Origin of the sequence: Tenacibaculum sp. 190524A02b, assembly GCF_964036645.1 — a bacterium.
Classification (GTDB): domain Bacteria; phylum Bacteroidota; class Bacteroidia; order Flavobacteriales; family Flavobacteriaceae; genus Polaribacter; species Polaribacter vairaonense.
In genome coordinates this window covers 1,058,590-1,073,408 of record NZ_OZ038525.1, presented here as the reverse complement: position 1 = coordinate 1,073,408, position 14,819 = coordinate 1,058,590, and the positions used below count along the sequence as shown (strand labels likewise).

Annotated in this window: 13 protein-coding genes and 1 pseudogene; 4 read left to right on the top strand and 10 right to left on the bottom strand. The window is 29.8% G+C overall.

The window, feature by feature from the left end; genetic code table 11:
• Positions 1-143: 143 nt before the first annotated feature.
• Complete coding sequence (locus ABNT65_RS04220) at positions 144-1,910, bottom strand: DEAD/DEAH box helicase (RefSeq protein ID WP_348747250.1); 1,767 nt, start codon at positions 1,908-1,910, stop codon at positions 144-146.
• A 123-nt stretch (positions 1,911-2,033) separates the two neighbouring features.
• The gene (locus tag ABNT65_RS04215) at positions 2,034-3,404 is read right to left on the bottom strand and encodes a hypothetical protein (RefSeq protein WP_348747249.1); all 1,371 of its coding nucleotides are present in this window, start codon (positions 3,402-3,404) and stop codon (positions 2,034-2,036) included.
• Positions 3,405-3,586: 182 nt separating this feature from the next.
• On the opposite strand from ABNT65_RS04215, the gene ABNT65_RS04210 reads away from it, so the two are divergent.
• Both ABNT65_RS04210 and ABNT65_RS04205 read left to right on the top strand, forming a co-directional pair.
• Positions 3,587-5,209: an ABC-F family ATP-binding cassette domain-containing protein gene (locus ABNT65_RS04210; RefSeq protein WP_348706795.1), complete on the top strand. Its 1,623-nt coding sequence runs from the start codon at positions 3,587-3,589 to the stop codon at positions 5,207-5,209.
• A gap of 81 nt (positions 5,210-5,290) precedes the next feature.
• Positions 5,291-5,650 (top strand): hypothetical protein, encoded by a 360-nt coding sequence (locus ABNT65_RS04205; RefSeq protein WP_348706796.1) that lies wholly within the window; start codon positions 5,291-5,293, stop codon positions 5,648-5,650.
• A gap of 2 nt (positions 5,651-5,652) precedes the next feature.
• On the opposite strand, the gene ABNT65_RS04200 is transcribed toward ABNT65_RS04205, so the two are convergent.
• The 6 genes from ABNT65_RS04200 to ABNT65_RS04175 form a co-directional block, all read right to left on the bottom strand.
• Positions 5,653-6,807: a flavohemoglobin expression-modulating QEGLA motif protein gene (locus ABNT65_RS04200; protein ID WP_348747248.1), complete on the bottom strand. Its 1,155-nt coding sequence runs from the start codon at positions 6,805-6,807 to the stop codon at positions 5,653-5,655.
• Positions 6,808-6,821: 14 nt separating this feature from the next.
• Complete coding sequence (locus tag ABNT65_RS04195; RefSeq protein ID WP_348747247.1) at positions 6,822-7,652, bottom strand: N-formylglutamate amidohydrolase; 831 nt, start codon at positions 7,650-7,652, stop codon at positions 6,822-6,824.
• A complete protein-coding gene (locus ABNT65_RS04190; protein WP_348706802.1) occupies positions 7,652-7,978 on the bottom strand; it encodes a hypothetical protein in 327 nt (108 codons plus the stop codon). Before ABNT65_RS04190 ends, ABNT65_RS04195 begins: the two co-directional genes overlap by 1 nt.
• A 3-nt stretch (positions 7,979-7,981) precedes the next feature.
• Positions 7,982-8,827 (bottom strand): sulfurtransferase, encoded by an 846-nt coding sequence (locus tag ABNT65_RS04185; protein ID WP_348747246.1) that lies wholly within the window; start codon positions 8,825-8,827, stop codon positions 7,982-7,984.
• Positions 8,817-9,848, bottom strand: coding sequence for a glutathione synthase (gshB, locus tag ABNT65_RS04180; protein ID WP_348706806.1), 1,032 nt, complete (start codon positions 9,846-9,848; stop codon positions 8,817-8,819). Before gshB ends, ABNT65_RS04185 begins: the two co-directional genes overlap by 11 nt.
• Positions 9,849-9,921: 73 nt before the next feature.
• The gene (locus tag ABNT65_RS04175) at positions 9,922-11,247 is read right to left on the bottom strand and encodes a dicarboxylate/amino acid:cation symporter (protein WP_348739874.1); all 1,326 of its coding nucleotides are present in this window, start codon (positions 11,245-11,247) and stop codon (positions 9,922-9,924) included.
• Between the two features lie 133 nt (positions 11,248-11,380).
• Between ABNT65_RS04175 and ABNT65_RS04170 the strand changes: the two genes are divergently transcribed.
• A complete protein-coding gene (locus ABNT65_RS04170) occupies positions 11,381-12,031 on the top strand; it encodes a DUF937 domain-containing protein (protein WP_348739873.1) in 651 nt (216 codons plus the stop codon).
• Between the two features lie 112 nt (positions 12,032-12,143).
• Positions 12,144-13,366 (top strand): annotated as a pseudogene (locus ABNT65_RS04165) (IS3 family transposase); the annotation flags it as partial.
• 126 nt (positions 13,367-13,492) lie between these two features.
• On the opposite strand, the gene ABNT65_RS04160 reads toward ABNT65_RS04165, so the two are convergent.
• A complete protein-coding gene (locus ABNT65_RS04160; RefSeq protein ID WP_348747245.1) occupies positions 13,493-14,020 on the bottom strand; it encodes a hypothetical protein in 528 nt (175 codons plus the stop codon).
• A gap of 154 nt (positions 14,021-14,174) precedes the next feature.
• Entirely contained in the window at positions 14,175-14,747 is a 573-nt protein-coding gene (locus ABNT65_RS04155) for an HAD family hydrolase (RefSeq protein WP_348747244.1), read from the bottom strand.
• Positions 14,748-14,819: the final 72 nt, after the last annotated feature.

Sequence of the window (14,819 nt, the reverse complement as noted above, 5' to 3'; positions counted from 1 at the left end):
TTATATCAAAATATTTAATTTAGGGGAAACGGGGTAGATACCTATCTAAGCACTTTTAACTTTAGAGTTTTTTATAGAAAAGTATCTACCCTTATTATTTTTATCCCGTAAAAAAAGCATCTTTTCAGATGCCTTTAAATATTTTATTTACTACGTCTTCTTCTTCCGAAGCCAGAATGTGCTTTAGGAGCTCCATTATCTGATGATCTTCGTCTTCCAAACTTTTTATTATTTGAAGAAGATCCATTTCTAGACTTATTAAACCCTCCATTGTTTCTTTTTCTTCGTCTTCCTCCTCCTCTATCACTCTTGGTTATTTCAATGTTTACATTCCTACCATTAAAATCAGGTTCGTTATCTCCAAAAGCCTCAAGGGTTTTCGACTCAAAATTTTTATCTATTTCAAAAAATGAAAAAGTATCTAAAATATCAATTGCTCCAATTTCAACTTTATCTCCAATACCTTGCTCATTAATTAAACCTATTAATTTTGCAGGATTTAATTTATCTTTTCTTCCTAAATTAATAAAGAAACGAGTCATATTTTCATTAGTTGACCTTCCTCTACTGTTTTCTCTTGAATTTAAATCATTTAAATCTGGAGCATTTTCATAATAAGATAGAAAGCTATTAAATTCAATAGAAACAAACTTTTGTATTAATTCTTCTCTAGTTAAGTTTTCTAATTTTTCATAAATACTTGGTAAAAAGGTATCAATTTGACTCTCATTTACCTCTGTATTTTCTACTCTATCAATTAAATGAAATAATTGTTTTTTACAAATTTCTTTACCAGATGGTACTGGCGTATGAATGAACTGTTTCTTTAAAATACGTTCTATTGGACGTAATCTTCCTTTTTCTTTCTTTGTTACTAAAACCGTAGATATTCCTTTATTCCCAGCTCTACCTGTTCTTCCACTTCTATGGTTATAGTTTTCAATTTGATCTGGTAACTTATGGTTAATTACATGGGTCAAGTTATCAACATCCAATCCTCTAGCTGCAACATCTGTAGCCACAAGCATCTGAATGTTTTTCTTTCTAAATTTTTCCATGACGCTATCACGCTGAGCTTGGGAAAGATCTCCATGCAAAGCATCTGCACTATAACCATCACGTATCAAATAATCGGCTATTTCTTGAGTTTCTCTTCTTGTTCTACAAAAAACAATAGCATATATATTAGGATTTATATCTGCAATTCTTTTTAAAGCTGGATAACGTGTTTTTTCAGTTACTAAATAATATTCATGAGTAACATTATCAGATCCTTGATTTTTTTGTCCTGAAGAAATTTCAGCAGGGTTATTCATGTAGTTACTTGCAATAGCTTCTACTTCTCTTGGAAATGTAGCTGAGAATAACAAGGTTTGCTTAGTTTCTGGTGTTGCTTCTAAAACTTTATCTAGTTCATCTTTAAACCCCATATTAAGCATTTCATCAGCTTCATCCAATACTAACCATTTAACATCTCCTAATTTTAATGATCTTCTTTTAATTAAATCAACTGTTCTACCAGGAGTACCTATTACTATATGAGCTCCTTTTTTTAATTGTTTTATTTGTTGCTCTATGTTAGTACCTCCATATACCGTTACAGTTTTTAATTCAGGAATATATTTCGCAAAATCTTCAATATTTTTTCCTATTTGAACTGCCAACTCTCTTGTTGGAGATAAGATAATAGCTTGGGTAACTTTTTCTTCAGTATTTATTAACTCAACAATAGGTAAACTAAAAGCTGCTGTTTTACCTGTACCAGTTTGTGCAAATGCTTTTAAATCTTGCTTAGAATCAATGATTTGTGGAATTGCTTTTTGCTGGATTACTGTTGGAGTTTCATAACCTAAATCCAATAAAGCTTTATTAATAGACTCTTTTAGGCCTAATTCTAAAAATGTTGACATGTTGTGAATTTTAATGAATCCACAGATGCCCATCTATGAATTCGTAATTAACTAATAACTATCTCTATACGAGATTTGGACGGCGCAAAAGTACACTATTTTATCTAAACAAAAGCTGTGTTCTTAATTTTTTTGTAATTCTTTTAACTGCTCTTCAATATCGTAAGCTGATAAATTAGAGTAACCATTTTGAACAACATTATCTTTATCTACAATAATTAACCTAGAAAACTTACTAGTTAAAAAATTATAAGCCAAACTATTTTCAGGAAGTTTATATTGATATTTAATCGGAATTTTCTTAGTAAAGCAACTCCCTTTAGTTTTAGGATTTACATATACAAAGTTTATGTCTGGATATTTTTTAACTAAATAGTTAAAGCGAGAGGCAATCCAATCACTTGATTTTGCTTTTGGATCTTTAAAATAAATAATAGATTTTTTATTTCTAATAATTTTAGAAGCATCTACCCAATTACCTGTAGGTGCCTCTAACTTAAAATCCATCATTTTCTTATTATTCTCTACTTGTTTAATATCATTTATTAATCGTTGAATATTCTTTTTATCTTCTATACTTGTATTTAATTTAAAGAAGGTAAAAAAGGCTTTATTACTTAAATTTCCTTTTACTCTTTTATTAAAGTGATGTCTAATAGTTCTGTATAAAACTTTATTTTTAGTAGTCTCATCCTCTATCTCCTCATCAATATTATGCAATAACTGAACAACAAAGTCTTCAGATTCTTCTGAATACCCTTTTAAAAAAGCATCATTATATATTTTCTCAAGAACATACCTATAATATGAGCCATAAAATATTAATGAGTCTCTTTTTAGTTTTAATTTTTTTCTATAATCAAAATAAGAATCACTTAAATTTAATGAATCGTTTTTTATTATATTCTTTATAGAAAACCTTTCAAGCTTTGTATATACAGGGTATTTTAATGCAATATCAAGAATAGATAAAAATTCTTTAGAATTATCAGCGTATTTATTTACATAATTCTTTAATACTTCCTCTTTAACTAATAGAAGTGAGTCTATTTTAGCTACAAAAACACTTTCTGATGAATAGTAACTTTTTGAAAATACTTTGTCGTCTTGTTCATGTTCTAAAAAGGCTTCAATTAGAAGATTATTTCTTTCTGCATTTTTACCTGTATAAACTAAAGACTCATCAAAATCCCATGTATTTAGACGTAATAACAAACTATCATTAGGTTCTAGGTAAATGAATTGATATTCCGGACCATGTTCAAAGTAATACAAACCTTTTTTTATAGATTTATATTTAGCAAAAAAAGTATTATCATTCTTTAAATAAATAGTATCCGTAAAATCTTTATTGTTTGATAGCGTAACATACTTTCCTTTAGGGTTTATAATCTTACCTCCAAAACAAGTAGGTTTTATTTTGGTAGCATTATCACCACACCCTATGAGGGTTATCGATACCATTAATATAAAAGCGGCTAAAATTCTATTCATACTTGTATCCAGTGCATATTAAAGCAACAGTCAAAAATAAATATCTATTATATACTTACCTGTTAATTCGTTGTTAAAAGAATTTAAAAATCTGCCAAATTTATGATCTTAAATATTTCTATCCAAATTCTTTTAGCATCTATATATTTTATACTTTTGCAGCGAATTTTAAAAAATTATACATGTTATCAGTTTCTAATTTATCAGTTCAATTTGGTAAACGTGTTTTGTTTGACGAGGTAAACACCAAATTTACTCAAGGTAATTGTTATGGGGTTATTGGAGCAAATGGTGCAGGAAAATCTACATTTTTGAAGATTTTATCAGGACAAATGGAACCAACTTCGGGTCAAGTTCATATGGAACCAGGTAAAAGAATGTCTGTTCTTTCTCAAGATCACTATGCTTTTGATGAATTTCCTGTATTAGAAACTGTGGTTATGGGAAATAAAGAGTTATTTGCTATAAAAAAGGAAATTGACGCTTTATATGCTGATTATACAGATGAAAATGCAGAAAAAATTGGAGAGCTTCAAGTAAAATTTGAAGAAATGAATGGTTGGAATGCCGACTCTGAAGCAGCTGCATTACTATCAAACTTAGGTATTAAGGAAGATTTTCACTATTCGCAAGTAAAAGAGTTAGATGGAAAGCAAAAAGTACGTGTGTTATTAGCGCAAGCTTTATTTGGAAGCCCTGATGTATTAATTATGGATGAGCCTACCAACGACCTTGATTTTGAAACTATTTCTTGGTTAGAGAATTTCTTAGCCAATTATGATAATACGGTTATTGTTGTTTCTCACGATCGTCACTTTTTAGATGCTGTTTGTACTCATATTTCTGATATTGATTTTAGTAAAATCAACCATTATTCTGGTAATTATACTTTTTGGTACGAATCTAGCCAGTTAGCTGCTAAACAGCGTGCACAGCAAAACAAAAAAGCAGAAGACAAGAAAAAAGAGCTAGAGGAATTTATTAGACGTTTTTCTGCTAACGTAGCTAAGTCTAAACAAGCTACTTCTCGTAAAAAGATGATTGAGAAATTAAATGTAGAAGAAATTAAGCCCTCAAGTCGTCGTTATCCAGCAATTATATTTGATAGAGATCGTGAAGCAGGAGATCAAATTTTAAATGTAGAAGGTTTATCTAAGACTGATGCTGAAGGTGAATTGTTATTCTCAAACATAGATATTAACTTAAACAAAGGTGATAAAGTAGCTATTATTTCTAAAAACTCTAAAGCTACTACTGCTTTTTACCAAGCTATTACTGATAACATCAAAGCTGATAGTGGAAAATATAGTTGGGGAGTTACAACTACCCAATCTTATTTACCTTCTGATAATTCTGAGTTTTTCCAAAACGGGGAATTAAATTTGGTAGATTGGTTACGTCAATATGCCAAGACAGAAGAAGAACGTGAAGAGGTATTTTTAAGAGGTTTCTTAGGTAAAATGATTTTTTCTGGTGAAGAAGCCTTAAAAAAGAGTAATGTCCTTTCTGGAGGAGAGAAAGTCCGTTGTATGTTGTCTAGAATGATGATGACTAGAGCTAACATTTTATTATTAGATGAGCCTACGAATCACTTAGATTTAGAATCTATTCAGTCTTTGAACAACTCTTTGATTAATTTTAAAGGTACTGTTTTATTTACTACTCATGATCATGAGTTTGCACAAACTGTAGCCAATAGAATTATTGAAATTACCCCAAAAGGAGTTATTGATAAATATGCTACTTTTGATGATTATTTAGACGATCCAAAAGTTAAAGAGTTACGAGATAAAATGTACTCGTAATTCAATACTATAAAATTTATAAATAGATACTTTAAGGGAAATTCTTTACTAGAACTTCCCTTTTTCTTTATACAATTCATAATGGTTTTAATTGAAGATTTAGTTGGCACTTTTAACTTAATTGGTAGTAATCAAAACGCAGATAACAACACCTATAAAGGAACTTTAACCTTGGCTTTAGACGAGAATAAGAGAATTAATGCTCATTGGTTGATTAATGGAAATCAGGAACAACATGGAACTGGTTTTTATAAAGATGCTATTCTTGTTATTAATTTCAATTATTTAGGAGATGATAATGAAACTTATAAAGGTGTGGTAGTTTATAAATGCCTTACTAAAGACATCTTGGATGGTTTTTGGTCTGAAAAACATGGAAATCCTATGTTCTTAGGTGAAGAAAAATGTTTTCGAGTAAAATCAAATTCGGAAATTAATTAAAACTACTTTAAATTCTCAAGAATAAAATCTAATTTAGTATTAGAGTTTAAGTTTTTAGCATATGAATCCGTTATGTATTTTGAAGGGACTGCGTAATTACTTTTCAATAAATGTTTGATTTCTTCTAAGTATTCTAAAGAAACTTTACCTGTTAATAATAAACTTAAATCTTGCCCTGATTTATAGAAATCATACACTTTTTTCAGTCCTGTTAGATAAAGGTAATCTTTAGTAAAACCTCCACCTCTATGCACTCTTGTTGTTATGTAAAAAGCTTGTTCCTTTCCTAAATCGTAAAAATTATGTAACAATCTAAACGTTCTAGAAAACGAATATCCTTTAGCCAAACTATCTACTGCAATTACCCTATAAGCTAATTCTTTTAAACGTTTAATTGTTAAGTTTCCTGACATATATTCGCTAAAAACAGCTAAGCCTTCTTGGGTTTCAACATTATTTGGGAAACCATGGGAAAATATTTTTAACTTATGTAGTAAACCATTCATAGTGGTCACCATATGTACTCCTATTTCATGATTAGTTAAAATTCCCATTTCATTTTTAGAAAAAGTATGATTGCTATTTAGTACTAATGTTTGGATATTATTAAGTACCATAGCGATGGCTCCCATTGCTGAAGATTCTTTTATGTGAAAAGAAAAATCATATCGTTTACCATAATCTTCAAAAAAAGTTTCTGCTTGTTTAGCTGTATAAGCTGGTTTAAAAATTTCATCGTTACTATCTTCTTCTTCAAAATGTAAAATGAATTTAGCATTTTCAACATCTTGTTCTGTTGGTGTACCAAATGAATGTAAACTATTATAGTAAAATTTTTTTCCTTTTCCTATGGTTTCTATACATTGAACTACGCCTGAGTAATAGTAAATTACATCTTCGTATAAATTCCTAATAATCTCGTCTTCTATATTTTCAATGGGTTGTGTAAAAAATTTTTGATGAATTTTAAACTTATCAAAATCTGTTTCTGGGTATATAAAAACTGGATCAGTAAGATACTTTGATCTAAAGAATTGCTCTTTTTGTTCTTCTATATTTATTGGGTTTATATAACTTAAAAGCTCAATTTTCTTAACTAATTTGTCAACTTGTTTATCAATCTTAAGTAATTCTTTATTTACCTTACTTACTTCCATATTGTTAAATGTATTTAGAGCTTATGTTGTTTATAGAAAGATTTTGCGTTTTCTTTTATTGCTATTTTTAAAGACTTTTCTACCGAATTTATTACTTCTGGGTACATAATCTGAGTTAACTCATCACAATAGACTTTAGCTATTTCAGTTGCTAATACCAAGGTATTTTTAAAGTTTTGCGTTATGAACTTTAAAAAATATCCATTTCCTTGAAAAGTATCATTGATTTTAGCTGATGATTCAATTTTATTTGGAAGGTGAAAACTATTTAACGTAGCTCTCCATTTTTCAATAACATCCTCGTATTTTTTATTATCTATATTTACGGTGCCTATATTCCATGTTGGCACCGTTCTTTCCCAACGTTTCCAGTTATAAGAATGCATATCAAAGACTAAACATGTTGTAAACTTACTTTCTATTTTTTTTATCAAAGCTTCTACAACTCTATAAAACCCCATATGCTTTTGTAAGCTTTTATTTTTTTCCTCTTTTGTTAAGGGAATATGCCATAATTGTTTACCCCAAGCATCATTATATATAGCTGTTTCTGGGCTTCTATTTAAATCATATTCAAATCTAGAATCTAACCCTGTAATAACAATTGGATGTGAGTGAATCATATATTTTGTTGCTGGATCTTCTTCATACCATCGTTCATATTCAGTATGAGTACATTTATGCCACAACTCTTTTCTAAATTGGTGCCCATCATGGATTGCTGCGCAAACATAAGGTACATACTCCTCTATCTTTAGCATAAAAGAATAATCGGATGTCACTGCTTCAAAAGCTTGTTCTTTTTCTATTTTCTCAATTATTTGTATAATTGAAAGCTTTTCCATTATGCTAAAATCTTTTTCAAGAAGTTAAATACCTTTTTCTCTAAAGCATCAACAGTTCCATCTGCAAAGATTACATTTTTAACATCTTGAATTAACTCTTTTTTGTCTTCTTCTGAGTATTTATTTTCTAGAAGATAATCTTTAATCTTCTCAAGCTTCACATTTTCATCTTCATCCATTACAATTTCTGTATGGATTTTATTATACTGTTCTTCATTTATTTTAGAAATTATATAATCACTTTCCTCTTTAGCTTCTATATAATTACAATGCGCTACAAATAAAAGCACATAGGTTCTAAATTCTTCTTTTGTCCAAGTATTCATTTGTTATTTTTCAATAGGTAAGTTTGGTGTACTGGCCCATTCGGTCCAAGAACCGTCATAGACTGCGTAATTTTTTATATCTATTATTTCTGATGCCAATGCTAAAATGCAAGCTGTAATTCCAGATCCACAAGTAAAAATAATTGGTTTATTTATTACATCTTTTTCTTGGAATAAAGCTTTTAGCTCTTCTTTTGACTTCATATTCCCTTCATTTTGAAGGTTTGTATAGGCTAAACTTTTTGATGTAGGGATATGTCCGCCCTTTAAACCTTTTCTCGGTTCAGGTTCTATAGCTTTAAATCTATTATAAGATCTTGCATCAAGAATGGTTGTATTCTCTTCATTTATAGCTTTTTGGATATCATTTATAAACTTAACTTTTTCAGTTGAGTATCTTGCTTGAAAATTACCTTTTGTTGAGATAGTACTTTCACTATTTTTAACAACAGTATAACCTTTTTGTTCCCAATTAGGTAAACCTCCATTTAATACTGTTATATTATTAAATCCGAACACCTTAAAAAGCCACCAAACTCTAGGTGATGAATAAGTTCCTATTTCATCATACACAACAATACAACTATCATTATTTACCCCTAATTTTTGAACTTCATTTTGAAAATGCTCTTCAGTTGGTATTGTATTAGGATAAGCTGCATCTATATCTAGGAACACATTTCTTAAATCAAAAAAAATGGTGTTAGGTATTTGTTTTGCTTTCTTATTATTTTTCTCTGTAGTTCCTACCTTTTTTATTGTAGCATTAAGAATGATTAAATTTTTTGCTTCTATATTTTTATTAAGCCATTGAGCTTCTACAATTGGAGTATTTACTTTAAGCTTCATCAACTCTGCGTTTTAAATCCGTCATTCTTCTAAATGCAGCATTTTTTTCTAACACTTTGCTCTCTAAAAAGTCTATGACTTTTTCTTGAAGTTTAACTTTAGAAACTTTATTTATATATGTAATCCCTCCAGGGCTCATTACATTTACTTCTACTAATTTACCTCCTATTACATCAATACCAACAAAATACAGTCCATCTTTTACTAGTTTAGGACCTATCTTTTTACAAAGTTTTTTCTCGGCTGGAGTTAATCTGTGTTTTTCTACTCTACCTCCTGCTGTTATATTAGATCTATGATCTTTATCTCCTGGTATTCTTTTCATTGCACCTATAGGAATACCATTTAATAATAAGATACGAACATCTCCTTTATCTGCTCCTTCTATATATTCTTGAAGAATTACATAATCTGAAGCTCCATCACTCTTGTTAATATAGAAGTCTAATAAAGAGTTTATATTACTCATTGCTGACTTTTCTATTAATATTACTCCTGAACCACCGTATCCATTTAATGGTTTCAATATCATTTTATCCGCCTCAGATTCTTCAATTGTTTTTATTAAATAACTTTTGTTTTTTGATACATGAGTAACAGGAATTACCTCATTATCTGGATCTTCAAATACAGCTGTATATAATTTATTATTTGCTTCACGCATTCCTTCTACAGAATTGATAACAAATACATCATCCTTAACAGAATCTAAAAAATTTAACATTAGTGGATCTAAAGGAGGATTTCCTCTCATAAAAATGGCGTCAAACCCAGCCAGAGGAAGCATTTCTTCTCTTAAAACGGCTTTTTTGTAAAATGATTTTATACTTGAAGGTACTTTATCCATCCTTCCAATTATGGAACAAAAAGCATTAGTTACACTATTACGAATTGTTAAATTTGAAGGTGTACAAATAGCTACTCCATGACCTCGTTTGGCACATTCATGGATAAGTGTTAATGTAGAATCTTTTTCTGGGTTTATTTCCTCCCAAGGATACATTAAAAAACATATATTCATCTGACTAAAATGGTAGAGTTTAAATGTAAAATTTCTTCTTTAAATTTAATATTTTAATTCTAAAACTTGAAGTTTATTTGACTTCATCATAGTTATCATCCCAATTTTTAGGATTTGGCTTTCCAAGTTTCCCTACAGATTTTGCAACTAATGTTGATACTGTAGCATCTCCAGTTACATTAATTACAGTTCTACACATATCTAAAGGTCTATCAACCGCAAAAATTAAGGCCAAACCAATAGCTAATTTGTCTGAAGGAAAACCTACAGCTTCTAAAACAATAACTAACATTACCATCCCTGCTCCTGGTACAGCAGCAGACCCAATTGATGCTAATAAAGCAGTTAATATAATTGTCAATTGATCTCCAAAAGTTAAATCAAAACTCAATGCTTGTGCAATAAATACTGCTGCAACTGCTTGATATAAACTAGTCCCATCCATATTAATAGTAGCTCCAACAGGCAAAACAAAACTAGATACTTCTTTATCAACCCCAACATGCTCTTCAACTCTTTCCATTGTTACTGGTAGTGTTGCTGCACTTGAACTCGTTGAGAATGCTAATAATTGAGCTGGACTAATTTGTTTTAAAAACCACAATGGGTTCTTTTTAGTAAATACACTTACTAAAATCATATAAAAGGCAACCATTAATAATAATCCTACTACAACTGTTAATGCATATTTTAACAGTGCTAATAATAAATCGGGATCATTAGAAGACACTACTACATTGGCTAATAATGCAAAAACAGCATATGGTGCTGACAACATTATTAAATCTACCATCTTTAAAACAGCTTCGTTTAAAGAGTCAAAAAAGTTTTTTAGAGGACTAGCTTTCTCCTCTCCTATTAATAACATAGAAATACCTAAAAATATAGTAAAGAAGATTACTTGTAACATAGACTTGTTACTTCCCATTGCCTTTATAGCATTATCAGGGACCATATCAACCAAAAACTGTAATGGACCACTAGACTTTTGTTTAGTTGCCTCAGCTATTTTTGCTTTTACACTTCCACTACTTGCATAGGTTTCTGTTAATTTTGTGATTGTTTCTTCAGAAATTCCATCTCCTGGTTTTACAATGTTTACTAATAGTAACCCAATTGTAATAGCTATTACTGTTGTACCTACATAAGTAACAATTGTTCGCAAACCTATATTTCTGAATTTTGAAATATCTTTTAAATCAGATATTCCTTTTATTAAAGAAGCTATAATTAAAGGTACCGCTATTAATTTAAGTAATTTTACAAATACTGTACCTAGTGGTTTTATCCAATTACCAACAAAAGTTGAACCTCCTTCAATAAATGTCATTCCTAAACCGAACAAAATTCCTAAAAGCATTCCTATTAAGATTTGCCAGTGTAGTGCTAATTTTTTCATAAATATAGGTTAATGTTTAAAAGGCTAAAAGTATAAATAATTATTTAAAAAAATGTGACTTAAAATTTGTAACTTGTGTCTGAACTTAATGAGAACATATTTTTACTAATCTTAATAACAATAAATCAAAAACATGGCAGGAATTTTAGACATTTTAGGAAGCGACTTAGGTAAAACAATAATATCTGGTGTTGCAGGTTCAACAGGACAAGATACTAGTAAAACTAGTAATGTTTTAACTATGGCGTTACCCGTTTTAATGAAAGCAATGCAACGTAATGCTGCAACACCTGAAGGAGCTGAAGGGTTAATGGGAGCTTTATCAAACAAACATGATGGAAGTATTTTAGATAATCTTGGAGATTTATTTAATGGAGGTGTTAATGCTGATGTTATTCAGGATGGAGGAAAAATTTTAGGTCATGTTTTAGGAAACAAACAACAAGGAGTTGAGCAAGTAATTGGTCAAAAAGCAGGAATAGACGCTGGAGCTGTTGCTAATATTTTAAAAACTGCTGCACCAATTTTAATGGGTGTATTAGGAAAACAAAGTAGGCAAAACGGAATAAGTAACTCTGGTGATCTTGGAGGTCTTTTAGGTGGTTTATTAGGTGGTAGTTCTACACAAAAAGAGCAAAGCTTTTTAGAGCAAATTTTAGATGCAGATGGTGATGGTAGTGTTATTGATGATGTAGCTGGAATGGTTTTAGGTGGTGGTAATCAACAAAAATCTGGCGGTGGGTTATTAGGTGGACTACTAGGTGGTTTATTTGGAAAAAAGTAATCTTAGCCTATATAAAATAAAAAGAGGAAGTAAAATTACTTCCTCTTTTTATTATTTTTAAATATAATGTTTTGTCTCGTCCTGAAATAGCGTTACACAATTATGTAACATTATGAATGACAATATTTACCGCAAACGTACACAGAAAGATTATACTATGAGTTTTAAACTTTCGGTTGTATCGGAAGTAGAAAAAGGCGAACTAACTTACAAACAGGCTCAACTTAAATATGGGATTCAAGGTCGTAGCACTGTTTTAGTATGGTTAAGAAAATATGGTAACTTTGATTGGGATCATCAAACACCATCTACTATGCCAAAATCACCAGAACAAAAACTATTAGAGTTAGAACAAAAATTACGTCAATTAGAAAAGCAAAATAATCGTTTAAAAGCTCAAGCAGCAGCAGTAGAGAAGAAAGCGATACTATTTGATATGATGATTGATTTAGCTGAGAAAGAGTATAAGATTCCTATCAGAAAAAACTCCAAAACCGAGTAATTGATATGTTTGTTTTACAAAAGAAAGAAAGTATTTCTTCCACCTGTAAATTACTCGGGTTTAGTAGGCAGGTGTATTATCGAGCTAATTATAGAGTTACCAAAGCTCACACCATAGCCAATAAGGTTGTTGAGTTGGTTAAGGATGTAAGAATGGAACAGCCAAGAATTGGAACAAGAAAACTGTATTATATTCTTTCAGAAGAATTAGGCAGTTTAGGTGTAGGAAGGGATCGATTATTTGATATTTTACGAGCTAATAAACTATTGATAAAACGACAAAAAAGTTACCATATTACAACCAACTCACATCATCGTTTTAGAAAACATGTTAATCTTATTGAAACTTTGGAAGTAAATCGACCAGAACAAGTATGGGTAGCAGATATTACTTATTTAGGGAGCCGTAAAAAACCTATGTATTTATCATTAATTACAGATGCATATTCTAAGAAAATTGTGGGATACCATTTGGATAAAACTTTAGCGGTGAACTCAACTGTAAAAGCCTTGGTCATGGCTATAAAAAACAGAGTATATCCAGAGAAGGAACTTATCCATCATTCAGATAGAGGGATACAGTACTGTAGTAACATCTATCAAGATATTTTGTCAAAACAAAAGCTTAAATGCAGTATAACAGAATCATATGATCCATATCAAAATGCCATAGCTGAAAGGGTTAATGGAATCTTGAAACAAGAGTTCTTTACCAATACTACAAATCTAGATATTAAGATAATGGAGAAAATAGTAAAACAATCAATAACTATTTATAACTCTAAAAGACCGCATTGGTCATGTCATTTTAAAACTCCTGACCAAGCACATCAACAAAACATTATGAAAATAAAATCATATCGAAAAAAAACATCATCTAAAGCTATAACTTTAGATGATGTTTAATATATTTAATCAATAAATAACTGTAACGGTTATTTAGGACTAGTCATTTAATTATTATAAGTGTACTGCGAAACCTACATTAAACTGGAAAGTATTTACGTCTTCTGCATCACCAATTCCTAAGTTATACCTTACACCAGGTTCAATACTTACATTATCTCCTAAGAAAATAGCATAACCTCCTTGTAACCCTAACCACATTGGACTAACTCCTTCAGGTGTAGTTCCTGATAAATCTAATTGCACAGGAATCATACTATTAATATAGTATTTAGCTCCTACTTTATACGAAAAAGTTCCATCGGCATTATTAATTCCTGAATCTCTATAACCTAAACCTACTTTAACAGCTAAATCATCCATTACAAAATAACCTCCTTCAGCTCCCAAACTCCAACTTGTTACTGAACCACCAGGAGTATCAAGTGTATTTAAACTAAACCCTGTATTTGCTGCATGTCCTCCACCAAAATTAGTGTTTGCTTCAATTAACCATTTTCCTTTTTCAGTTTGCCCATTAGCCTCTTGTGCATTTACGGCTAATCCAAAAGCCATCATTCCTAATAGTAATAATTTTTTCATAATTTTAATCTTAACTTTAAATAATTGTTATTTTTTGAGCGAGCAAAACTACTTATATTTTCGAATAAAAAAGGCATGGAAATATTCTAAATAAACTCAAAAAGCACAACAAACCTTATTAACAAATAGTTACAGATTAAATTTTAACATTTAATCAAATTTCTTTTCTCCAAAATCGTTTTTCTAACTTTCTAAAGTTCTTTTCTCTATGTATTTTTATTAAGTAACTTAACAAAAGTTCTAATTCATTATCCTGTTGATTTCCCAAAAATTCTTTTGGATAAATGGCATTCCCATAATTATGTTTACACTTCATAGGTGTATCATCTATAATTAATATTTCTTCTAAATTTCCATAACCTTTATTTTTTACCTTTTTTAATTTTTTAGTATAGTTAAGATGATCATCATAATCTAGATAGCCAAACTCGTTAATACTAGTGTAATTTAATTCTAAAGTACATTTTGATCTACCCCATACAAACTCTAAAGGATAATTTTCAGGAAAAATTTTAGAAACTATTTGATGTACATAATCATCTGAAGCGGATGACCAAACAGCTATTCTATAATATTTAATTAATTCTTTTAAAAAAGTAATTAGAAAAGGTCTTTTATAAACTTTATAACTAAATAGCTCAAAGTTCCAATTATTATCTATTGGTTTTTCTGTAGCATGTATAAGTGTTTCATCTAAATCTAGGATTATTAACTTTTTTTTATTCATAATAACAATTTTATACCTCTTAGCAAATGCAAAGAAACAATAAAATTATGAATAGTATGAAAGTAAAATCAA

What these genes read in the sequence shown, in the direction of transcription:
- ABNT65_RS04195 (WP_348747247.1), bottom strand. Translation starts at nt 7,652, where the DNA reads ATGGAAAAGCTTTCAATTATACAAATAATTGAGAAAATAGAAAAAGAA.
- gshB (WP_348706806.1), bottom strand. Translation starts at nt 9,848, where the DNA reads ATGAATATATGTTTTTTAATGTATCCTTGGGAGGAAATAAACCCAGAA.
- ABNT65_RS04200 (WP_348747248.1), bottom strand. Translation starts at nt 6,807, where the DNA reads ATGGAAGTAAGTAAGGTAAATAAAGAATTACTTAAGATTGATAAACAA.
- ABNT65_RS04220 (WP_348747250.1), bottom strand. Translation starts at nt 1,910, where the DNA reads ATGTCAACATTTTTAGAATTAGGCCTAAAAGAGTCTATTAATAAAGCT.
- ABNT65_RS04190 (WP_348706802.1), bottom strand. Translation starts at nt 7,978, where the DNA reads ATGAATACTTGGACAAAAGAAGAATTTAGAACCTATGTGCTTTTATTT.
- ABNT65_RS04215 (WP_348747249.1), bottom strand. Translation starts at nt 3,404, where the DNA reads ATGAATAGAATTTTAGCCGCTTTTATATTAATGGTATCGATAACCCTC.
- ABNT65_RS04170 (WP_348739873.1), top strand. Translation starts at nt 11,381, where the DNA reads ATGGCAGGAATTTTAGACATTTTAGGAAGCGACTTAGGTAAAACAATA.
- ABNT65_RS04155 (WP_348747244.1), bottom strand. Translation starts at nt 14,747, where the DNA reads ATGAATAAAAAAAAGTTAATAATCCTAGATTTAGATGAAACACTTATA.
- ABNT65_RS04210 (WP_348706795.1), top strand. Translation starts at nt 3,587, where the DNA reads ATGTTATCAGTTTCTAATTTATCAGTTCAATTTGGTAAACGTGTTTTG.
- ABNT65_RS04175 (WP_348739874.1), bottom strand. Translation starts at nt 11,247, where the DNA reads ATGAAAAAATTAGCACTACACTGGCAAATCTTAATAGGAATGCTTTTA.
- ABNT65_RS04185 (WP_348747246.1), bottom strand. Translation starts at nt 8,827, where the DNA reads ATGAAGCTTAAAGTAAATACTCCAATTGTAGAAGCTCAATGGCTTAAT.
- ABNT65_RS04205 (WP_348706796.1), top strand. Translation starts at nt 5,291, where the DNA reads ATGGTTTTAATTGAAGATTTAGTTGGCACTTTTAACTTAATTGGTAGT.
- ABNT65_RS04160 (WP_348747245.1), bottom strand. Translation starts at nt 14,020, where the DNA reads ATGAAAAAATTATTACTATTAGGAATGATGGCTTTTGGATTAGCCGTA.